General features: G+C 49.1%; 14 protein-coding genes. 9 read left to right on the top strand and 5 right to left on the bottom strand.

The window, feature by feature from the left end:
* Positions 1-99: 99 nt before the first annotated feature.
* The 7 genes from FXO21_RS00425 to FXO21_RS00395 all read left to right on the top strand — a co-directional run bounded on the left by FXO21_RS00425 (position 100) and on the right by FXO21_RS00395 (position 11,326).
* Positions 100-3,225, top strand: coding sequence for a SusC/RagA family TonB-linked outer membrane protein (locus FXO21_RS00425; protein ID WP_149638244.1), 3,126 nt, complete (start codon positions 100-102; stop codon positions 3,223-3,225).
* Positions 3,226-3,236: 11 nt separating this feature from the next.
* Positions 3,237-5,075, top strand: coding sequence for a RagB/SusD family nutrient uptake outer membrane protein (locus FXO21_RS00420; RefSeq protein WP_149638243.1), 1,839 nt, complete (start codon positions 3,237-3,239; stop codon positions 5,073-5,075).
* A 43-nt stretch (positions 5,076-5,118) separates the two neighbouring features.
* Positions 5,119-5,526 (top strand): DUF5018 domain-containing protein, encoded by a 408-nt coding sequence (locus FXO21_RS00415; RefSeq protein ID WP_225865503.1) that lies wholly within the window; start codon positions 5,119-5,121, stop codon positions 5,524-5,526.
* A gap of 18 nt (positions 5,527-5,544) precedes the next feature.
* The gene (locus FXO21_RS00410) at positions 5,545-6,528 is read left to right on the top strand and encodes a DUF4466 family protein (protein ID WP_149638242.1); all 984 of its coding nucleotides are present in this window, start codon (positions 5,545-5,547) and stop codon (positions 6,526-6,528) included.
* A 90-nt stretch (positions 6,529-6,618) separates the two neighbouring features.
* Positions 6,619-7,899: an alginate lyase family protein gene (locus tag FXO21_RS00405; protein ID WP_149638241.1), complete on the top strand. Its 1,281-nt coding sequence runs from the start codon at positions 6,619-6,621 to the stop codon at positions 7,897-7,899.
* 2 nt (positions 7,900-7,901) lie between these two features.
* A complete protein-coding gene (locus tag FXO21_RS00400; protein WP_149638240.1) occupies positions 7,902-9,767 on the top strand; it encodes a heparinase II/III domain-containing protein in 1,866 nt (621 codons plus the stop codon).
* Between the two features lie 98 nt (positions 9,768-9,865).
* On the top strand, positions 9,866-11,326 hold the full coding sequence (locus FXO21_RS00395; protein ID WP_149638239.1) for a BNR-4 repeat-containing protein: 1,461 nt from the start codon (positions 9,866-9,868) through the stop codon (positions 11,324-11,326).
* 90 nt (positions 11,327-11,416) lie between these two features.
* Here FXO21_RS00395 and FXO21_RS00390 read toward each other — a convergent pair whose 3' ends face one another.
* The 3 genes from FXO21_RS00390 to FXO21_RS00380 all read right to left on the bottom strand — a co-directional run bounded on the left by FXO21_RS00390 (position 11,417) and on the right by FXO21_RS00380 (position 13,238).
* Positions 11,417-11,830, bottom strand: coding sequence for a hypothetical protein (locus FXO21_RS00390; protein ID WP_149638238.1), 414 nt, complete (start codon positions 11,828-11,830; stop codon positions 11,417-11,419).
* A gap of 255 nt (positions 11,831-12,085) precedes the next feature.
* Positions 12,086-12,793: a porin family protein gene (locus tag FXO21_RS00385; protein WP_149638237.1), complete on the bottom strand. Its 708-nt coding sequence runs from the start codon at positions 12,791-12,793 to the stop codon at positions 12,086-12,088.
* 34 nt (positions 12,794-12,827) lie between these two features.
* Positions 12,828-13,238 (bottom strand): hypothetical protein, encoded by a 411-nt coding sequence (locus FXO21_RS00380; protein ID WP_149638236.1) that lies wholly within the window; start codon positions 13,236-13,238, stop codon positions 12,828-12,830.
* A gap of 195 nt (positions 13,239-13,433) precedes the next feature.
* On the opposite strand from FXO21_RS00380, the gene FXO21_RS00375 reads away from it, so the two are divergent.
* The gene (locus FXO21_RS00375; RefSeq protein WP_149638235.1) at positions 13,434-13,766 is read left to right on the top strand and encodes a PadR family transcriptional regulator; all 333 of its coding nucleotides are present in this window, start codon (positions 13,434-13,436) and stop codon (positions 13,764-13,766) included.
* Entirely contained in the window at positions 13,766-16,408 is a 2,643-nt protein-coding gene (locus FXO21_RS00370) for an ABC transporter permease (protein WP_225865502.1), read from the top strand. The genes FXO21_RS00375 and FXO21_RS00370 overlap by 1 nt, the downstream gene beginning before the upstream one ends.
* Positions 16,409-16,488: 80 nt before the next feature.
* Here the strand turns inward: FXO21_RS00370 and FXO21_RS00365 are convergent, their stop codons facing one another.
* Together FXO21_RS00365 and FXO21_RS00360 are read right to left on the bottom strand one after the other, a co-directional pair.
* Positions 16,489-18,399: a SusD/RagB family nutrient-binding outer membrane lipoprotein gene (locus FXO21_RS00365; RefSeq protein WP_149638234.1), complete on the bottom strand. Its 1,911-nt coding sequence runs from the start codon at positions 18,397-18,399 to the stop codon at positions 16,489-16,491.
* A 32-nt stretch (positions 18,400-18,431) separates the two neighbouring features.
* A complete protein-coding gene (locus FXO21_RS00360; RefSeq protein WP_149638233.1) occupies positions 18,432-21,539 on the bottom strand; it encodes a SusC/RagA family TonB-linked outer membrane protein in 3,108 nt (1,035 codons plus the stop codon).
* Between the last annotated feature and the right edge of the window lie 24 nt (positions 21,540-21,563).

Raw genomic sequence — 21,563 nt, 5'->3', positions numbered from 1 at the left:
ATTATTCGGATAATTTTTAGGAAAATAGTAATGGTACGGGGTTGAGGTTTACGTCACTGGGAGATACATATCTGTTCTCTTAAACTAAACTTAACCCCTATGAAAAAATCCTCTACGCGCATTCGGTGGGTTAGTCTCGCGGTCATGTCAGGAATATGGCTGTGTCCGGGCTTTCACATCGAAGCAAAAAGTGGCACGATGACACGCGCAGGTCGGGAAGCAAAAGTTGCCGTCACTGTTACCGGTAAGGTAACCGATGAAAAAGGTGTCGGCCTTCCTGGTGTGAATGTGATCGAAAAAGGTACCTCCAACGGAACGACCACCAATCCCGACGGAGACTACACAATTACGGTTGCCGGCGCCTCTTCGGTGCTTACTTTCAGTTTTATCGGCTACATTTCCCAGGAGGCAACAGTCGACAACCGCACTGCAATTACCATCCAGCTCGCGCCCGAAGACAAATCGCTGGACGAAGTGGTCGTAGTCGGTTACGGAACGCAGAAGAAAGTGAATGTGACCGGCGCAGTTTCGGCGATTACGATCGACGACAAAATTACCAATCGGGCGCTCAGCAATGTTTCTTCGGGTCTTCAGGGACTGGTTCCAGGTCTGGCGGTGAACCAGAATTCGGGTATGGCGGGCCGCAATAATGCGTCGCTTGTGATCCGCGGACTTGGTACTGTCAACAATGCCAGCCCGCTCGTGGTAGTCGACGGGATGCCGGATGTGGATGTCAACCGACTGAATATGAACGATATAGAGTCGGTTTCAATCCTGAAAGATGCGACTTCTTCTTCTGTTTATGGTTCGAGGGCGGCAAATGGTGTCATTTTGATCACCACCAAATCCGGGAAAGGCCAGGAAAAGGCAACCATCAACTTTTCGGGAAACTACGGCGTCCAGGTCCCGACCAGGGCTTATGACTTTCTTGCCGACTATCCGCGCACGCTTACGATTCACCAGCGGGCAGCTGCGGTGAATACATTGCGCCCGAACTTCAACTTCAAAGACGGTACGATTGACCAGTGGATGGCACTTGGTTTGATCGATCCGGTCGCCTATCCCAATACCGACTGGTGGGATGTGATCATGCGTACAGGTTCGGTGCAGAACTATAACCTTTCCTCGTCCGGCGGTGGCGACAAGTCCAACTTCTTTATCTCCGTTGGTTTAATGAACGAAAAGGGTTTGCAGATCAATAATGACTACAAACGCTATAATGCACGTTTCAACTACGATTATAAGATCAGGAAGAATATCAACACCGGTATCAAATTCAATGGTAACTGGTCGAACCTGACTTATGCGCTGGAAGACGGCTTTACAGACGATGCTTCCACCAACACAGCGGGATTTGATATGCAGTACGCTATTCCGGGTATTTTGCCTTACGATCCTGTTACCGGATATTATGGTGGCGTAATGGCCTACAATGAAGATCCTCAGGCCTATAATCCCTATACGCTTTATGTAAACCAGCTCACCAGGCAGAACCGTCAGGAAGCCAATACCAGCATTTATCTCGACTGGACGCCGATCAAAGGCCTGACTGCCCGCATCGATTACGCGCTCAACTACTTCAACCAGTTCCGCTGGAATGCAAATACGCCTAATCAATCGTACAACTTCCAGACCAATTCGTTCGGAAGCAGGGTGTATGTGGGCGCCAATGCCGGAGTAGGTAACTTTACGAATACAGGCTACAAAACCCTGCTGAACGGGCGTTTGAATTACAATACAACCATTGCCAAGAACCACGAATTGGGCGCAATGTTTGTGTACAGTGAAGAGTACTGGTACGATCGCTACCAGGCCACTTCGAGGAACGACAGACTTCATCCGTCTCTGAGCGAGGTCGATGCGGCGCTGACCGAGATTCAATCTACCGGCGGTAATTCTTCAACCGAAGGCTTGCGTTCTTACATCGGGCGCGTCAACTATGCAGCGTTTGACAGGTACCTGCTCGAAGTAAATTTCCGGTCGGATGGATCTTCGAAATTCCTTCCCGGCAGTCAGTTCGGATTTTTCCCCTCGGCGGCTGTGGGCTGGCGGTTTACAGAGGAATCATTCATTAACCAGTACACCAATCGTTTCCTGACCAATGGAAAGATCCGCGCTTCTTATGGAAGCCTCGGAAACAACAGCGGGGTAGATCGCTACGAACAGCAGTCAACGCTCGCTGCCAGCAACTATATGGTAAGTGCGGGAATTGTGAAGGGTTTTATCAACAAAAAACTGGTTAACAGAGATCTCTCCTGGGAAAATACCAAAGTCTTCAACCTGGGTCTTGACCTGGGCTTCCTGGATAACCGCCTCACCGCCGAGATCGACTATTACGACCGCCTTACTACCGGCATGAACCGGCCATCCGAAATGTCGATCCTGCTGACAGGGGCCTATGATGCGCCAAGGAAAAACATCGGAAACCTGCGCAACCGTGGCGTGGAAGGTAATCTTACCTGGCGTGACCGGAAGGGTGCAGTGAACTACACCCTCGGGTTAAATGCTTCTTTCAACCGGACCAACCTGGAAGTTTGGAATGAATTTCTGTCCAGAGGATATACATTTCTGAACATGCCTTACCATTACCTTTATACTTACCAGGATGCAGGTATCGCCCAAACCTGGCAGGATGTGTACAATGCAACCCCTCAGGGCGCGTCGCCGGGGGATATCCTGCGGAAGGATATCAACGGGGACGGCAGGATCTCGGATGATGATAAAGTGGCTTACCCAAAAGTGCAGCGCGACCGCCCTACTACCAACTTTGCCCTGAACGGTAATGTTTCCTGGCGTGGTATTGATCTGACATTCCTTTTACAGGGAGCTTCCGGTCGCAAGGATTACTGGATAAATATTTACAACAATACCAGCATTGGAAACCAGCGCTATGCATCTACGCAAGCGCACTGGGATAACCCCTGGTCTGTGGAGAACCGTGACGGTGAATGGCCGAGGCTGAACGGAAATGCAAACCGGGAAGAAACCACATTCTGGCTAGATAACCTTTCCTATCTGCGGGTAAAGAATATCCAGCTGGGATACAATCTTCCTGTAGTGCTGACGAAAAAGCTCGGCATTAGCAACTTCCGCATTTTTGCCTCGACAGAAAACCTGGCCACGATCACCAAGTTCCGCGGACTTGACCCGGAAAAAGCCGGCAACAAAAGCGATGCATATCCTTTGAACAAATCCTATTCAGTTGGTATCAACATAGGAATCTAAAAGCTATTCCAATGAAAAGAATCAAACATATATTATCAGCTATCACCCTCGCCGGGATTGTTTTCGGTGCGAGCTCTTGCGTAGAAGACCTGCTCCAGCAGGATCCTACGACGGAACTGGCGGCAAACGCATTCTGGAAAACTGAAGACGATGCAATATTTGCATTGAACGGAGCCTACGCATCCGTGCGACCTTTGTTTGACAGGGATTATTATCTGGATGGGCACGGCGAATACGTGCGTACCCGCGGTACCAGTGCAACCAACGAAAATTTACGCCTCGGCGACGCTTATCACAACGGGGACTATAACCCAACCGGCTACGGCGATAATTTCGATAAAATGTACCGGTACCTGTATGGTGGTGTAAACCGGACAAACTATGTGATCAGGAATGTTGAGCGCATGTTGCTGACTGCCAAGCCAGAGTCGATAGCCAAGCTGGAAGCGATCGTAGGCGAGGCCAGGCTGCTCCGGGGAATGGTTTATTTCCGGCTTATTTCCATGTGGGGAGATGTGCCTTACTTTACCAACATTGTCGAAGCCAACTCGGACGTATCCGCATTGACGCGCACGCCGATCGGGCAGGTAAAGGATTCCATCATGGCGGATTTTACCTATGCTTATGAAAAACTTCCTGCAAAAGCGCCGGGGGCCGGGCGCGCAGGAAAGCCTGCCGCACTTGCATTCCGCGGAAAACTGCAGTTGTACTGGGCTTGCTGGAACCGGTTTGGCTGGCCCGAGCTGGAAAACTTCAAGCCTGATGCCAATGCGGCAACTGCTGCCTACACCGCCGCTGCTGCTGACTTTAACTCGGTGATCAACGATTATGGTCTGGTTTTGTTCCGCAACGGAGAGCCGGGAGAGATTGACTCACTGGGCAAGGCTGAGAAGCTGCCGAACTATTATTACCTGTTTACTCCGGCTGCAAATAACGATCCCGAAATCATCATGGGTTTCACGCACGGAGGTATTGGAACAGGGCAGGGGGAAGAGCTGATGCGCGATTTCGCCGGTCGTTCACACGAAGGGTCACAGCTTTGGGTAGCGCCGCGGTATGAGATCGCTGATCGCTATCAGTCTACGGTAACAGGTGATTTTGCCCCGAAAATGGTACCTATGAACCCAGTCGACGCGGGTGCCCGTACGGCGCTGAATTCTGCTGTAAATCCACAAAGCTACAAGAACCGGGACTACCGCATGAAAGCTTCCATCATGTGGGACTATGAAGTAAGTGTGGGTATGATTTCACTGAAATCCACGGGTTGGCTTCCATATATCTACAAAACCTGGAACCAGCCGGTTACCATTGATGGCGTAAAGTACACGACCTACAATACCGACGGTACCAACTCTGGCTACGTCTTCCGTAAGTTCCTGCGCAATTATGCCGGTCAGGGACGCAGCGAGGGGGATTACAACTTCCCGGTAATGCGCCTGGCGGATGTTTACCTGATGTACGCAGAAGCTTCCAATGCAGTAAAAGGTCCTACTGCTGAGGCGATTGCTTTGCTGAACAAGATACGGCGCCGCGGAAACCTCCCTGCGCTTACCGCTGCCAAAACAGCCGGGGCAGATGCATTTTTCGCAGCTATTGAGCAGGAGCGGATTGTTGAGCTTTTGGGTGAAGGCCACCGTGGGTTTGATCTCCGCAGATGGCGTGCATTGGAACGTGTATGGGGAGCGCCTTACAGCGAAGGGGTGTGGCGGATCGATACGCACGGTGCCAACCAGCAAAGGTATTTCCAGAACGTACCCGAGCGTACTTACCAGCAAAACTACATTTTCCGGATTCCGCCGGGCGAACGCGACCGCAATCCGAACCTGACCCAGAATACGCCCTGGTTGTAGGCTATTGTGCGACGATTTTCTAAAACATTAATATTTAATTCAAATGCTAAAATATATCAAATGGATTGGAGCGATGCTACTGACCGTCAGTATGCTGGTATCCTGCAAAGAAGATTTCCCTGTGGATGAAGACGGGCTGCTGATTACCACCCGCAGCCAGTGTTATGTGAGTAACTTCGAGCTGCTCGGGCCTGATTTTCAAACGGTAAGAGTTGAGAATGCAGTGATTGACACCACTGCTCAGACGATCAACGTCAAGGTGTTTTATGGAACAGACCTGAAAAACCTGTACCCGCAATTCTCACTTGTAACTGATGCGAAGCTGGACCCAAAGATCACCGGAAAAGTCGATTTTTCGGATCTGGCAAATCCAAAGCAGTATACAGTTGTATCGGGTAACCGCAAAATCAGGAAAGTATACACGGTCAATCTTACAGTGCAACAACCGTAACCCTTTAACAGCAAGATCATGAAACATAGCTATTTATATTACTTCCTTGTTCTGATCGGACTGGTTTCGCTGTCTTCCTGTCAAGAGGAAGAATACGCAATACCGGAACTGAAACAGGAACTTCAAAACGATGTGATTAAAAGAACGCTCGGGCCAAACCTGGTCGGATTGAATATCGAGTTCGCTTATGCAATGGCGCTGCCAAAGTCTATGGGCAAGCTGGTCTCTGCAGAAGTGGAAGCAAGCATTGCAGGTGGAGAATCGACCTTCCTGGAAAACCGATCGTTTTACACCAATGGAAGCGGTGAGGACGTGGGTATCGAAGTAGGGAGTAAGTCGGTAAACAGCGGCGGGAAAACGACTGTGGCATTTACCAAAGATACGTCTGCGGCCACGCTTCGCTATTCCTACCGCATACCATCTACTGCGAGAGGAAAAGAGGTTTCATTCAAATTCTCTGCCCAGGCCAGCAACGGCCAGGCGGTTACCTATTCCATGGGGCCTTACAAGGTCGCCGAAATGGACATGGTGCTCGATCTTGATGTTGTGGATAGCTCCAAAGCATTCATCTCGATTGAAGATATGGCCGTTTACAGCGCGGCGGATGCAGCTGCAAATGCATCTAAAATCGATCTGGTGTATTTGTACCGTTCTATTCCAAATATTACTTTTTCGCACGGACTTGTTGCGCCTTCTGCCAAAACTTACCTGCCTGGCGTGAACCTGCCGGCTGGTGCGAACCGGGCTACCAAAGTACAAAAGGTCTGGAACCTGCGCGATTTTCACCTGGCAAGGTTGCAGTTTGGCGTATATATTGATGACCTGGATTTTCAGCAGCTCGATATTGCTTCGGCGCCTGATTATGCGATTAATATGCGCGCAGAAGCTGGCGTGTGGGTGGAAACGCAGGATGGAAAGTACCGCGCGTACGTCTATGTGAATTCGGTTAGTAACGATAAAAAAAGCGCCAGGATCAGTATTAAACGCTACCTGATGAAATAGCGTTGCTAAAATCGTTTGCTTCATTTCCCGCAGGTTGCGTTGACGGAACCTGCGGGATGATGCATTAATAACTCCCAATGGTGCTTTCCTATGAAGAAAATTGCATTTACAGCCCGCCTCGCGACATGCCTGGCGTTGTGTTTCTCAGTCTCCGCGCATGCGGGTACGCTCTTTTCAGGCACTGCTCAGCAGCTAAGAACTGATATTGTCACATCAGAAACCAACAGCTATGCCGCCGGGCCGCTGCAAACTTTCCTGCTTAAGCCGGAATTTCTGAAATCGTCAAAAGATAAAATCCGGAAAGGCGACAAGCAGCTCCAAAAAGCGTTGCAGGAATTGGTCGCCCAGGCCGACAAGGCATTGAAGGCTGGGCCCTATTCGGTTACCTACAAAAGAAAAGTACCTCCAAGCGGCGATAAGCACGATTATATGAGCGTTGGTCCGTATTGGTGGCCGGATTCAACCAGGGCTGACGGACTTCCCTACATCAGAAAAGACGGGCAGGTGAATCCGGAAAGGTACACTATCAAAGATGCGGATTATCATTCAAGTCTCTGCCGGGATGTTTACCGGCTTTCGCTGGCCTGGTATTTCACAGGAGAAAGTAAATATTCCGACCATGCTGCGAAACTTTTGAGAACCTGGTTTTTGGACGAGGAGACAAAAATGAACCCCAACCTGAACTTCGGACAGGCAATACCCGGTCGCACCAATGGCAGGGGAATAGGTATCATCGACACCCGCGCGCTGGCGGTGCTGATTGACGGCGTACAGTTGCTAAAAGGTTCTGAAAGTTTGTCCGCGACTGATTATCGGGGTATTCAGGATTGGTATAAAGCATTTTTGACCTGGATGACAACAAGTCCGATTGGCTTGGATGAGGCCGACGAGCATAACAACCACGGTACCTGGTACGACGTCCAGACCGTTTCGATGGCGCTTTTCACAGAACAGCCTGAGCTAGCCAGGTCGATTTTGGAACAACAAACCAAAAAGCGGATCAGTACCCAGCTCGACACCAGCGGGGCGCAGCCGCATGAGCTCGCGCGCACGGTTTCCTGGAATTACTCGGTAATGAACCTGCAGGGTTTCTTTCAGCTGGCGGCATTAGGAGATAATGTGGGTATCGATCTTTGGAACTTTAAGACGCCGGATGGAAAAAGTATCAGATCCGCATTTGAATGGTTACTGCCTTTTGCCCAAAAGAAAAAAAACTGGACCTACCAGCAGATTAAAACCATTCATTATGATGGATTTTTTCAGACTGCCAAAGCGGTTTCACACAAATATCCTGATGTTGATTTGTCGGGGTTAAACACGGAAAATACAGAAGGAAATGGTCTCTTACTGCTCACCAATGCCAACCTCTAGTTATGAGAAAAATCTTTATACTACTCACCGTCCTGCTCAGTTTTCAGGGATTTTCCAGTCAAAGCCAATCGAAACCTGAGGTACTTAAGTCTTTAAAAGAAGGGCATCCCAGGCTGCTTTTACTGAAAGGGGAGGAGCAGCAAATTTTGTCGCAGGTTAAAAAATATCCCGAATGGAATGCGGTACACCAGCAAATACTGGCTGAATGTGACAAACTTCTGGATGTGCCCCCGGTCGAGCGGATCAAAATCGGAAAGCGGCTGCTCGATAAATCGCGCGAGTGTCTGAGGAGGGTCTTCCAATTGTCGTACGCATACAGGACTACCAAAAATGAAAAGTATCTCCGGCGGGCGGAAAAGGAAATGCTGGCTGTGGCTGCTTTCGAAGACTGGAACCCGACGCACTTTCTGGACGTGGCCGAAATGACGATGGCCGTTGCAATCGGCTACGACTGGCTCTATGACGGGCTGGCAACCGAAACAAGAAACACGATCGCAGAAGCAATATTGAAAAAGGGCATTGAACCTTCACTTGACAAGAGGTACAATGCATTTCTGAAAGCAGAACACAATTGGAACCAGGTTTGCAATGCGGGGATTTCCTTCGGCGCGCTGGCTATCGCGGAAAATCAGCCGGAAATTGCCGCGAATGTGATTTCGCGCGCTGTCGCCAGTATTCCAAAAGCAATGGGCCCGTCTTACCAGCCCGACGGTGCATATCCGGAAGGGTTCAGTTACTGGGGATATGGCACCAGCTTCAATGTTTTGTTTATCAGCGCGGTTGAGAAAGCATTGGACACGGACTTCGGGCTTTCGAAATCACCCGGCTTTTTGAAAACTGCCGGATTCCTTCAAAACCTCGTAGGGCCTTCCGGCCTGGCGCACAATTGGGGCGACAGCGGATTGAAGGAAGGGCTTAGCCCGGCTATGTTCTGGTTTGCCGAAAAAAATGGCGATCCTTCGCTGCTCTGGACACAAAGGAAGCTGCTCTCCGATCAGACCGACGGCATGGTGCGCAACCGGATCTTACCGGCGCTGCTGGTTTGGGGTACCAAAACAAACCTTGAAGGGATAAAAGCGCCTGTAAAGAGGCAATGGGTAGGGCAGGGGCCTTCTCCAGTCGCACTGATGCGTACTTCCTGGGTCGATCCCAACGCTATTTTTGTCGGATTGAAAGCGGGTTCCGCATCCGTAAACCATGCGCATATGGATATCGGCTCGTTCGTGCTCGACGCGCAGGGCGAGCGCTGGGCGATGGATTTCGGCATGCAGGAATATAACTCCCTGGAAACAAAAGGGGTCGATCTGTGGAACCGTCAGCAGAACTCCCAGCGCTGGGAAGTGTTTCGTCTCAACAACTTTGCCCACAATACTTTGTCATTTAATGACCAGCTCATGAATGTGAAAGGTTATGCCAAAATAGATTCCTGGTCGGACAGCCGTTCGCAAATGCTGGCTGTGACTGATCTTTCAGATTTATATAAAGGTCAGGTTGCAGCTGCAAAACGAGGCGTTTCGATCCGCGATGAAAAGTGGGTTGTAGTCAGAGATGAGGTGAAAACAGCCGACAAACCTGCCAAAATGCGCTGGAACCTGCTCACGGGCGCAGCTGTAAAAGTGCTCGACGGAAAAACAGTGGAACTATCGCAAAACGGAAAAAAGATGCTGCTCGTTTTTGAAACAAAAGCCGATATTGAGATCAAGACCTGGCCTACCACCCCGACCCACGATTATGACGCACCCAACCCGGATACGCAATTTGTAGGCTTCGAGGTGACGTTGCCGGCTAATTCATCTGAAAGCTTCAATGCTATTTTCTCACCTTCCGCCAAACTGCCTCAGGTTAAGCCGCTTGCGGATTGGAAATGAGAGGTGGAAAGTAGTCAACCGGGGAAGATGCGGTCCAGAAGGTGCTTTAAATTTTGGGCTGGTTGCCCGAAAATCGATATGAATAGAAAACAAGTAATATGAAAACCCACCTGAAATTTAGTGCCCTTTATCTTTTCATATCATTGGGGCCGGCTGTGCAGGCGCAGCAGAAACCGGTGCATCCGGATGCCAGGTACGCCGAGGCGGAAATCGTTCAGCAGAAGGCAAATGGCTTCAAAGGGATCTGGTATATGAACCAGCCTTCGAATGATGAATATGTTTATAAGTATAGTGGAGGGCTTGCTGTGTACCCGGCTAATCACCGTCCTTTCGCGATTTATTCAAAGGAAGTGGACAAAACGTTTTTCTGTTTTGGGGGCACGGACGATACCAATTCCACATTGCTTCATAACGTCTCCTATTTTGACCACAAGACCAAGAAAGTGGCCAATCCCGTGATTTTGCTCGATAAAAAAACGACCGATGCGCACGACAATCCGGTTATTTCAATGGATGATCAGGGACATATCTGGATTTTCTCAACTTCTCACGGAACGCCGCGGCCATCTTACATTCACAAAAGCAAAAAGCCTTACGATATCAGTGCGTTCGAAACCGTGAAAGCAACGGAGATCGTCAATGGCCAGGCGCAGCCTTTCAACAACTTTTCCTATTTTCAGGTTTATCCGATCAAAGGGAAAGGTTTTATAGCCCTTTTTACCAAATACAATAAGGCGGGCCAGCGCGTGATCGGATACAATACTACCAGGGACGGTGTTCATTGGAATGAATGGAAAGTACTGGCCCATATTCAGAGCGGGCATTACCAGGTGAGCGCCGAGTCAAATGGCAAGGTGGGTGTCGCTTTTGACTATCATCCCGATGGTAAAGGATTGAATTACAGGACCAACCTGCATTACCTGGAAACTTCTGATTTTGGTGCAACCTGGCAGAATGCGGAAGGGGCACAGGCCCAGCTGCCCATTACATCTACGCAAAACATCGCATTGGTAAAAGATTATGCTGGTGAAAAACTGAACTGTTACCTGCTGGACATTACTTTCGATAAGCGCCGGAAGCCTGCTATCCTGGTTATTTCCAGCAAAGGCTACGAAGCCGGCCCGGATAATAGCCCGCGGGAATGGACGCTGTTTCGCAGGCGGGGGAAAAACTGGACTAATAACGTAGTAACCACTTCGGACAGCAACTATGATATGGGCTCGGTATACGTTGAATCCAGGAAGGTTATCAAAGTGGTAGGTCCCACGGTAGACGGCCCGCAGGCTTATAATCCGGGTGGAGAAGTAGCGATGTGGCTGACCAAAAACAGGGGCAAGACCTGGCAAAAGGAAAAGCAGCTGACCCGGAACAGTGAAATGAACCACTCGTACGTGCGCAGGCCCTCGGGGGCTCAACCCGACTTTTACGGTATCTGGGCAGACGGCAACGGCCGCAAGCCTTCCGAATCGAACCTGTACTTTACCAACCGTGACGGGGATGTCTATAAGCTTCCCCGAAACAGCAGCGATGAGATGATCACACCGGAGTTAATGAAATAAGAGTAGTGTTTAGTAGTAAGAAAGTGCTCTACCGGGTGAATTCAGAGTTTTGTCTTTGAATTCACCCGGTGTTTTTATGTTAGTATTTTGTCACTCAATCAGACTAGTGTAGATTACATTTTCTTTTGCCATTGCCAGGCCGGGAATCTTACCTGCTTCATCATCTGCTTCACAGCTAACAGGGTTTCCATTACAGTCAAATAAATAAAAGGCTATTCCGCCACTGCCCAGCGCAAAATTAGTGTAAACAACAGGTTGACCTTTGTACCTAATAAGAGAAATCATGCCTATATAATTTCCTTTGTGGGTCTTACTTATGCGATCTTCTTCAGCTTTGGTAAGCATATCTGACAACCACACCATTGTATTCTGATCGCATACCGATTGGGCTCTGCCAAGAGCGCATTGAACATCATGACCACATGCCGGATCACCTGTTTCTGTGCCGGATTTGCAGCTGAATATTATCAACAGAAGAGAGATGATGTGTAATGATATTTTCATGTAGCTGTTTTTTTAAATGGTGATAATCATTTAAAAATTACACAATTTTTTTAGATGATTACTTCATAGAAGCCTATCTGTTGATATGTGTGCTATCAGCATGAAATAAAGCATATTCCGGCATTAGGTCTACGCTGAATTGCTTACCAGGGATCGTTGTTTTTCTGCACCTGCATTTACCAGGAATCCGCCGCTGCGCCATTTATACATGCTTTGGGCAGGTGGATATATTGATATAATTTTAAGACGATAAAGTCATTTAAATACTGTAAATGCTGCCCTTATTGACATGTTCTGCCTTTCTAAATTCGTTTTCACCCCATTGGGTGATAAATCGCCACGGTACTTTTTAACAAGCGGCATTCCCAGGAAATACTGATATTCTGCTGATACTGCCCATCTTCCCTGCTTTACACCGGCTGCGACCAGGAGGGCGGGGTCTATATTTTTAAGAGTAGTTGGTTTCCAGGTTTCATTCTTATACCGCCAATATTCATTTTTGAATCTAACCAGCCTGTCTGCTTTTACTCCGCCATCAACAAACAGTCTCAGGTTTGCATTATTTAAGAAATACTTTCTTAAATGTAGCGCAAGGGACAGATAATGATGGGTTTCCTTGAAATCAGAACCATTGCCTGATTTCTTCGTTGCACCTGTAAGGACATTGTCCTGGACATGAACAAATTCATAACCGATTTGCGGGATCGCTGCCCATGTTGACAAGAGCTTTCTCTCCGCCCATAACGCTCCGCCAAAATTCAGCCACGACGTTGCTGTAGAGGTGTAAGTTGATAAAATTTGATTTTGATATTTATCACTTTTGACGACTTTAAATCGTTCAGAGGTTAATCCGGCCAATACACCATAGTTCCACTTTTTTACCTTTTGAGAGTACGCAGGATCAGGGGCGGCAATTTTCAACAATAGCAGAGCAGCTAAACCATAGAGAAGATTTCTTTTCATAATGAAAGGTTTTTTTGCCGATGTGCATTGAATACTATTTTTGTTTGAATCTGTACCGAATGCCCCAACTTCCCCTGATAATTGGCGAGCCTTCTGAAATGATTGGAGCCAGCTCTATATGAAATCCAAAAGTCTTTGCAGGAAAAGGGAAAAAGTGAGCTCCTAAGGGAACGACCAAACCAGGAAGCGTATTTATTCTCCCTCCCAATCCGGCATATACTTCAAAGTCCTCTTTATTGAGGAACTGATAACTGACCACAGCCTCTAACGACATGTTATCCAGTTGTGTATCTATGCCCGCACGGAGTTCTGGAAGAAACCGGTCTTTTAACTCATAGCTGAAGCCTATAAATGGCAAATTGGATTGATGGGCACTAACCCCAAATTGTGCAAAAGTTATACTTGTTGAAAATAAGAAAAATAAAATTGTAAATAAGTTACGCATACCAGCAAGACTTTAAATTCTAAAAGTGTAATAAACAAAAATGTAAAAGCAAATGCACCAGGTCGGACAAGGTAAGAAGGAGTTAGAAAAGAAATGCAACTGCCTGGAAATTTTGACATTTTTACATACAAAACATGAATTAATAAAACCATTATACATACATTTACGGAATTGTTAATTTGAAGATCTGAAATTATGAAGGGGACGAACCTAGGGGAATTTGAGGAGCTGGTACTGCTGACCATCGCCGCGTTGGTGCAGGATGCGTACAGTGTGGCGATTTGTGATGAACTGGAAAAGCATACTGGCAGGGTTTCGAAGCTCGGTGTCGTACACGCGGTGCTGAACCGGCTGGAACAGAAAGGCCTTGTTAAAAGCAGGCTGGGGGAGGCTACCAGTGAAAGGGGCGGGAAGCGCAAGCGGTATTATGAAGTGACGCAGGCGGGTAAGGTTGGGTTGATGCGGGCGAAGGAAGTGCGGGATGGTTTGTGGAATATTATTCCGGGATTTAATATCGAACCAGCCTGATGAAAACGACCCTACCTGAGAAAAAAGCGCAGCCGCCTCAGTGGGCGCAACGGTTTCTGGAATGGTATTGCCGGCCAGGGCTGCTGGAAGATCTGCAGGGTGATCTGAACGAGTACTTCGACAGGAATGTAAAGACGAAAGGCGCCAGGCGCGCCAGGTGGATCTATGTCATGGATGTGTTTAAATTTTTCAGGCCGTACACGGTTAGGAAACCGGATTTTCTCAATCTCTATATTCACTACTTTATGATCAGCAGCTACCTGAAAACCTCGCGGCGCAGCCTGGTGCGCAATAAGCTATTTTCCTTTATCAATATCGTCGGTCTCGCGATCAGCATGTCGGTAGGGCTGCTGGTCATAGCGCTGCTGACAGATTTTCTTTCCTACGACGATTTTCACAAGAAAAAGCAGCGTATATACAGGGTGGTTACTAAAAGTGAGCAGCCGGGGCAATCGCCCGCAGACTTTGCGTCTATGTCGCTGAAAGCGGGTAAACAGATGAAGGAGTCTTTTACAGGGTTTGAGGATCTTACCCAGCTGAGGCCAGGATTTTCACGTGACGCCAGGATAGGAAAAGAAACCATTCTCCCGTTGACCGGCTGGTGGGCCGACGAGTCGTTTTTCAAGGTATTTACCTTTCCAATGAAAGAAGGCGACCCGGCTACTGCGCTGCGGGAGCCTTATTCGCTGGTGCTGACTGAAAAAACAGCTAAAAAGCTTTTCGGCGACTCAGATGCGTTAGGCAAATCAATACAGTTTGACACATTGAGCTATACCGTAACCGGAATTCTTGAAGACATTCCCAACCTGTCGCACCTCAGGTTTGAAGCCCTGGTATCGTTTGCGAGCGCGGAAAGTGAAGGCTGGTTTTCGTATGAGGAAACGGATTGGGAGCACTTTTATTCCAACTATACCTATTTCACAATACCCGAAAACGGTACCACCGCCGCCATGCAGGCAAACCTGAACCAGCTGGCAGCCAGGGAGAATAAGGGACTGAAAAACGGCAGGATCAGCTTGTCGGTTCAGCCGCTTTCGGAGATCACGCTGGGCAAGCATTATTCCAACGAAATAGGGCATAGCTTTCCGATGGCAGTGGCCTTGGTATTGGGTGGCCTGGCATTCGTTGTCGTATTGTCTGCCTGTTTTAATTACACCAATCTTTCCATAGCACGGTCACTGAGGCGGTCCCGGGAAGTGGGTGTGCGCAAAATCGTAGGTGCGCTGAAAGGGCATGTACTGGGCCAGTTTGTTGCCGAATCGGTGATCATTGCACTGCTGGCGCTGGTCTTCTCCTTTCTTTTGTTTCTAGTGCTCCGCAAGCAGTTTATGTCTCTGGAGCAATTCCCCGATCATCTGGTCGCGCTCGAACTCACACCAAAAATCGTGCTGTATTTTATTGCATTTGCCACGCTGGTAGGCATTGCGGCAGGCTTTCTGCCAGCGCTGTTTTTTTCAAGAATGAAGGCAATACAGGTGCTTAAAGGTACCTCGGGCATCACGGTTTTCCGTCGGGTTAATCTGCGCAAAACATTGATCCTGATCCAGTACACTTTTTCATTGATGTTTATTACCACAACCATGCTGGGCTATCATCAGTACAAAGAATTTCTGGCATTTGATCTGGGTTTTAAGACGGACAACATCGTTAACATCTGGATGCAGGACAATAAGGCCGAGCTGTTGAAAAAAGAGCTGGCCGAAATGCCGGAGGTGGGCACCATATCCCGGTCAAACATTGTGACCAGTATCGGCACGCTCACCGGTACAAACGCGAAGTATAAGGATCCTGCCGATTCGGTTCGGCTGTATCTCAATTTTGTCGACAATAATTACCTGCCCCTGCATCAGCATAAGTTCCTGGCTGGGAGGAACTTTACCACCCGGCCCGCCAAAGGGAACGAAACCGAGATTATCGTAAATGAACAGGTCCTGAAGCGGTTTAACGTGGGTAACCGCGATCCGAAAAAAGCGTTGGGAGAAGTGTTGCAGATGGATGATAAGAAATTGACGATTGTGGGTGTTTTAAAAGATTTTCATTTCGGTACTGCGGAGAACAAAATCGAGCCCATGGCTTTTCGTCAGTACGATAGCGAGCAAAAAGGGGGATACCTGAACGTTTCCGTCAAAACGAAGGATTGGGCAGCTACCCGCGCAGGCATGGAAAGGGCATGGAAAAAAGTGGATAAGGTGCATGAGCTGAAAGCCAGGTTCTACGATGAGCAGATCGAAATCTTTTACAGTCAGTATTCCGTAGTGGTCAAAGTGATCGGATTTATTACATTTCTGACAGTCTGCATTGCGTCGATGGGACTGCTGGGGATGGTTGTATTTACGACTGAAACCCGGTTGAGAGAGATCAGTGTCCGCAAAGTGCTTGGAGCAAGCGAGGGTGGGCTGGTGTTTCTGTTAAGCAGGGGATTTTTGTCGCTGCTGTTAATCGCTGCGCTGCTGTCACTCCCGGCCACCTACCTGTTTTTCGATAAAGTAGTGCTCGCAAACTTCGTATATCACGCGCCTATCGATGTACTAGCGATGCTCACCGGTGTGCTGGTGGTCATGCTCGTCGCCTTTCTGATTATTGGGAGCCAGGCATTGAGAGCGGCCAGAAGTAACCCCGCGGCGGTGTTGAAAAGTGAATAGCTGACTGACTCTGAACAGTAACAAAAAACCGGGCACTGCTTCAATGCCCGGTTTAAGTAATACGAATCTAATTTGCGATGTTAGTGTTTCGCCCACCAAAGCGGGGTCAGCGTTCCGTCCGGGTTTCCCAGGAAATTCAGGGCCTGGTCGTACCCCCTCGCATTGCTTGCAGGCAGGCTGGAAGGATATTTGAGGCGCTGCGGGAAAAACTTGATATTGGAAGTCATGTAATTGCTGGCATTGAGCGCAGGCATATTGACCAGCGGATTTTCAACTGCCGGGTTCTCAAAGAAAGGTAGTCCCAGCCTGCGGTGATCGCTCCATGCTTCCAAAGGCAGCCAGGGCGTTTGCGCGATAAACTTCTGTGTGATAATCTTGGTAAGAAGGTCGTTTTTTACAGCGCCATTCTTGTAAAGGTTATTGACAGGATAAATCCTGTTGACCGTACCTTCCGCGTTGGTGTACCCATCTTTGTATTTCATGACATAGGTTGCAGGCGGCTCGGCCACATGCGTCCAGCTCACCGACGTGCCGACCCGGTTGTAGGCGGTAGACGATTTGTAGGCAGCTGCGAAATTCGTCACATTCCAGTAAGCCAGGCTGGCATCGATACCCGCCTCGTAGGCAGCCTGACCGCTCATCGGTACCGTCCAACCTCTTACGGCAGCCTCGGCAAGCAGAAAATAAGTCTCCCAGGAAGCAAAGAAGATCCTTTTGCTGGTTCCGTTTCTCAAATGCTGGCCGTGACGGGGAATAGTACCATTGTAGGAACGTACATTGTTTTTAGCGCCTTTCGGTCCCCAGTCTCCGTTAGCTGGCGCATTCCAGGTGTTTTTTGCTTCAATGGTTTTGACTGTTGCCCCTGCGGCATCCACCAGAGTCCGTTCGGTGGTTTTTGCGGTGTTGTCCCACGAAGGGTAGGCGTTGAAGTCAGCGTTGTCGACATCGCCGGGAATGATATAGGTTTTGTATGCCCGGGGATCGATGGTATTTGGCAGCCCGTCCAGCCAATAGCCAGCCGAAGGATCGTTGGTCATCGTCGTAAAATGATCTGCAAATCTCAGCCCGAGATAATCCTGCGGTTTGATAAAAGGAAGCTGGGCCGGCCTTACCTGATCTGCCGATTTAATGCCACCCAATCCAAGATAAAGGTTATTGATTGTCGCAGAGATTGGGAAATAATTCCATTCGCGCGTCATAACCCCCGTGAGCGCATCCCAGCCGCCTGTTTCCTGGATCTGGAAAGTCTCGTCCGCCTTGGTGATCAATGGTCCTGCGGCGGCGGCTTCGAATTCTGCTTTTGCCTTGGCGGGATCTACCTCCGAAAGGCGCATGGCAAGCCTCAGCCGCATTGAGTTAGCATATTTTTGCCACTTGGCATAGCTAAAACCATAGGCCTGGTCGTATTTTGAAATTGCAGAACTTGAAATACTCAGGTCTAGTTTTGCAGAAGCGTCTTTCAATTCATCCAGAAGGTAGTAATACACCGTTTTTTCGTCAGAAAACTCCGGGTTTTTACCCTCAAAACCATTGATTGGAATAGGGCCGAAGTTGTCGGTCAGCTCGCTGAGCAGGTACACGCGCCAGATCCGCGCAACTTGCAGCAGGTTGCCCGTGTACTCTTTGATGTTTCCGGTTTCGATCTGCTTTTCGGCCACCTGGACAGCCGCATAAATGCTATTGAGCCATCCTCCCAGGTAACTGGCCCCGTAATAGTCGCTCGACCAGCCATCGTTGTAGCCGCCCGTCGATATTCCGCCGCCTGCCTGCTGGCGACCGGCCGTTTTCCAGTACAATACAAATACACGCTCTGCGATATGCGGGTCCATCTGGCTCCCGATAATCGAGCCGTTGATAAAATACTCTACCTGCACCTGGTTCTCCGTGGCCAGGTAAGGGTCTGCATTTATCTCATCAAAATCATTGCAGGCCGTTGTAAACAACATCAGCGCCGCAGCGGGCAGGACCGCCCTTTTAAAAAATGCTTTCATATATTTTGAAATCTTTATATCTAAACTGATGATCAGAATCCGAGGGTGAGCGAGAAAAGGAACGAGCGCATGGTCGGGAATCCGCCGTTTTCAAAGCCTACTGCATTGGTACCTGTCGCAAAAACAGACTCGGGGTCAATGCCTTTCAGATGACTTTTTATCATCCATACATTATTGGCCGACGCGCTGATCTTCGCTTTCTGGAAAGTCTTACCCAGCAGCTTTTTAGGCAAGGTGTAGCTGAGCATTACATTCCGCAGACGGATATTGGTCGCATCGTAAATGTATGCTTCTCCTACCCCCAGGTTATTAAGGGTAGAAACTGTGCTCCAGTATTGTTGCTGGGTAACTGGCTCGGTATTGATCGTCGCCTCGCTACCTTCCGCCTGGACAACTCCATCGACCACAAACTCAGGTCTCTCGCCGCCCGGAGCAGTTACTGCCGCAGCACCAGCTGACTGAAGTCCCACATTGGATGCAGAAAATATCTCTCCGCCCAAACGCGCATCGATCAGGAAGGAGAGGCCGATTCCCTGGTAAGAGAAATTATTGGAAATGCCCAGCAGCCCTTTTGCCTGCTGGTTACCCAGCTTGACGATCGTCGCGTCGCGTTGCGGAAGGCCTTCTGCCGTGAGCAGCAATTTGCCAAAGTGCGGGCTGGCCTCGTCTTTCACGCGCAGGAACCGGGTTCCGTAAATATCCCCGTACAGTCCGTCCGTGGTTGCCCTGATAAACAAATCGTCAAATGCGCCCAGCTGGTATTCGTTTACACCCAGATCTTTCGCGATATCGATGATCTTGTTTTCGTTTTTGGAAAAATTAGCCGTGATAGACCAGTTAACCGAGGTAGGCTTGGTCAGGATACCCAGGTCGGCCATGATCTCGATCCCTTTGTTCTGGATATTCCCGGCATTCACTTTCATACTGGAATAGCCGCTCATCGGGTCCATCGGTATGTCGATCAGCTGGCGTGTCGCGTTGGATTTGTACCAGGTAAAGTCTAGTCTCAATCTGTTGTTCAGAAGCTTAAGTTCAGCTCCCAATTCCAGGTTTTTGATCAATTCGCTTCTCACGCCAGAATTTTTCAGCAGCGATTGCCTTACCGCGATCGTATTGCTGAGGGGATCTTTGGAAATGTTGTAACCATTGTACAGCTGGTAAGGCGCCAGGTCATTTCCAACCGTCGCATACGAGCCCCGGAGTTTGGCGTAGTTCATCCAAAGCGGCATGCTGGTGCCCATTTTTTCAAGCATATCCGTCACCACGTAGGAGAGGCTGTATGATGGATAGAAGTAGGAGCGGTTTTCTTCGATCAGTGCGGATGACCAGTCGTTTCTTGCCGTGACGTCAAAGAATATCCAACCCCCATAATTCAGTCCCAAAGAACCGTAAACAGAATTGATTTTTTTACGGCTGTAACCCGGCCAAACCTGTGGCGCAGCAGCCGAGTTGGTCGGAGTAAACAGGTTAGGAACTTCCAAAGCGCCTGTATTGACGGTCAGCGAGCTGAACTTTTGCTGCATTAAGTTACCTCCCAGCGTGAATGTACCGCCCAATAAGCCGAATACTTCATCCTTCGTAGCCTTGATCAATGCACTGTAATTGGTTTCACTGAAAGTTTGTTTGCCCAGTGAATAGGAGTTCGAAAGCGGGCCACCCGCGTAGGTTTTCCGCTCGGTGTTGGTGGTGTACAAATCGCCCCCCGCTTTTACCTCTGCATCCAGCCAGTCGGTGAACGCATATTTCAATGATCCGTTCATAATAAAGCGGTTCCGTGCATCATTGTTGAGGTTATAGCGGCTCAGCCAGTAAGGGTTCGACTGTGAGCCCGGGGCGCCCGGATACCACAGCATTTTGCCGAATTCATTGGTAGCAGCGCTGAAATCACGGATGTCCAGACTTCTTGGCAGCATATATAATACAAACACACTGCTGTTGTCCCTGCCGTTAATCGGCCGGTTGTAGCCGGAAGTATTGTTATAAGCCATTTTGATATCGCTTGTCCAGCGGCTTTCCCTGCCGAAATGCGTCGTCGCTTTCGATGTGAAGTTGACGCGCTTGAGTTTGTTTCCAGGGATAATGCTTCGGTCTTCCAGGTAATTTAGCGATGCAAAAACCGCGGTAGAGCCGTATTGTTGTTGCAGTCCCAGGCTGTAATTCTGGCTTGAACCCGATCTCAGAAAGTTGTTGACATTGTCATGAATAGCCAGCGGCCCCTGTGTGCTGTCCCACCTGGTCACTGTCTGCCCCTCTACTTTCGGCCCCCAACTGGTGGTATTCATGGCATTGTAGATGTTATCAGTACCCTGGCCGAAGGAATTTTGAAGCTCAGGTTTGATAAATATGTTCTCGGTCCCGAGGGTAGTCGAGAAAGTAATACCCAGTCCAGGCTGCTTGCGTCCCGATTTGGTGGTGATTAAAATGACACCATTACCGGCGCGTGAACCGTACAAAGCCGCAGCCGACGGACCTTTGAGGACGCTCATGGTTTCAATGTCCTCGGCGCTGATGTCGCCAAGCCCGTTCCCCAGGTCCAGCCCGGCCCCCCAGTAACCGTTTTCGGTTGTGCCGGTAAAGTTGTCGATCGGAATACCGTCCACCACGATGAGGGGCTGGTTACTTCCGGTGAGCGAGGTATTGCCGCGTAATACGATTTTGGATGATCCGCCAGCGCCATTGCTGGAACGGACTACCTGCAAACCGGCTACTTTACCCGTGAATGCATTCGCCAGGTTTGTTTCCTTTGCATCCGACAAAGCCGATCCCTGGATTTCCTGGATTGCATAGCCCAGCGATTTTTTCTCCCGCTGAATACCCAGGGCCGTCACCACAACTTCCGAAAGTGAAGTTGCATCTTCCAAAAGCGTAATATCGAAATAGGTTTTGTTTCCTACCTCGATTTCCTGCTTTGTGTAGCCGATATAGGAAACGCTCAGCACCGTGCCCGGGCCTGGTACATTGATGCTGAACAAGCCTTCGGTGTCGGTGGTCGTGCCCGTTTTCGATCCCTTCACTACGACAGTAACACCCGGCAGGGGAGGGTTTCCTGCTCCGCCTGTCACCTTTCCGGAGATCTTGGTCTGCGCATAGACCCCCGAAAAGCTGAACAGTAACAGCAAGCTGCATACAAGTTTTCTCATTAGATTATTTGGTATAGGTAAAAC

The sequence above is a fragment of the Dyadobacter sp. UC 10 genome (genome assembly GCF_008369915.1).
Taxonomy (GTDB): Bacteria; Bacteroidota; Bacteroidia; order Cytophagales; family Spirosomataceae; genus Dyadobacter.
This window is presented reverse-complemented; position numbering and strand designations above follow the sequence as displayed.

What these genes read in the sequence shown, in the direction of transcription:
- FXO21_RS00405 (WP_149638241.1), top strand. Translation starts at nt 6,619, where the DNA reads ATGAAGAAAATTGCATTTACAGCCCGCCTCGCGACATGCCTGGCGTTG.
- FXO21_RS00410 (WP_149638242.1), top strand. Translation starts at nt 5,545, where the DNA reads ATGAAACATAGCTATTTATATTACTTCCTTGTTCTGATCGGACTGGTT.
- FXO21_RS00395 (WP_149638239.1), top strand. Translation starts at nt 9,866, where the DNA reads ATGAAAACCCACCTGAAATTTAGTGCCCTTTATCTTTTCATATCATTG.
- FXO21_RS00375 (WP_149638235.1), top strand. Translation starts at nt 13,434, where the DNA reads ATGAAGGGGACGAACCTAGGGGAATTTGAGGAGCTGGTACTGCTGACC.
- FXO21_RS00385 (WP_149638237.1), bottom strand. Translation starts at nt 12,793, where the DNA reads ATGAAAAGAAATCTTCTCTATGGTTTAGCTGCTCTGCTATTGTTGAAA.
- FXO21_RS00365 (WP_149638234.1), bottom strand. Translation starts at nt 18,399, where the DNA reads ATGAAAGCATTTTTTAAAAGGGCGGTCCTGCCCGCTGCGGCGCTGATG.
- FXO21_RS00370 (WP_225865502.1), top strand. Translation starts at nt 13,766, where the DNA reads ATGAAAACGACCCTACCTGAGAAAAAAGCGCAGCCGCCTCAGTGGGCG.
- FXO21_RS00400 (WP_149638240.1), top strand. Translation starts at nt 7,902, where the DNA reads ATGAGAAAAATCTTTATACTACTCACCGTCCTGCTCAGTTTTCAGGGA.
- FXO21_RS00425 (WP_149638244.1), top strand. Translation starts at nt 100, where the DNA reads ATGAAAAAATCCTCTACGCGCATTCGGTGGGTTAGTCTCGCGGTCATG.
- FXO21_RS00360 (WP_149638233.1), bottom strand. Translation starts at nt 21,539, where the DNA reads ATGAGAAAACTTGTATGCAGCTTGCTGTTACTGTTCAGCTTTTCGGGG.
- FXO21_RS00415 (WP_225865503.1), top strand. Translation starts at nt 5,119, where the DNA reads ATGCTAAAATATATCAAATGGATTGGAGCGATGCTACTGACCGTCAGT.
- FXO21_RS00420 (WP_149638243.1), top strand. Translation starts at nt 3,237, where the DNA reads ATGAAAAGAATCAAACATATATTATCAGCTATCACCCTCGCCGGGATT.
- FXO21_RS00390 (WP_149638238.1), bottom strand. Translation starts at nt 11,830, where the DNA reads ATGAAAATATCATTACACATCATCTCTCTTCTGTTGATAATATTCAGC.
- FXO21_RS00380 (WP_149638236.1), bottom strand. Translation starts at nt 13,238, where the DNA reads ATGCGTAACTTATTTACAATTTTATTTTTCTTATTTTCAACAAGTATA.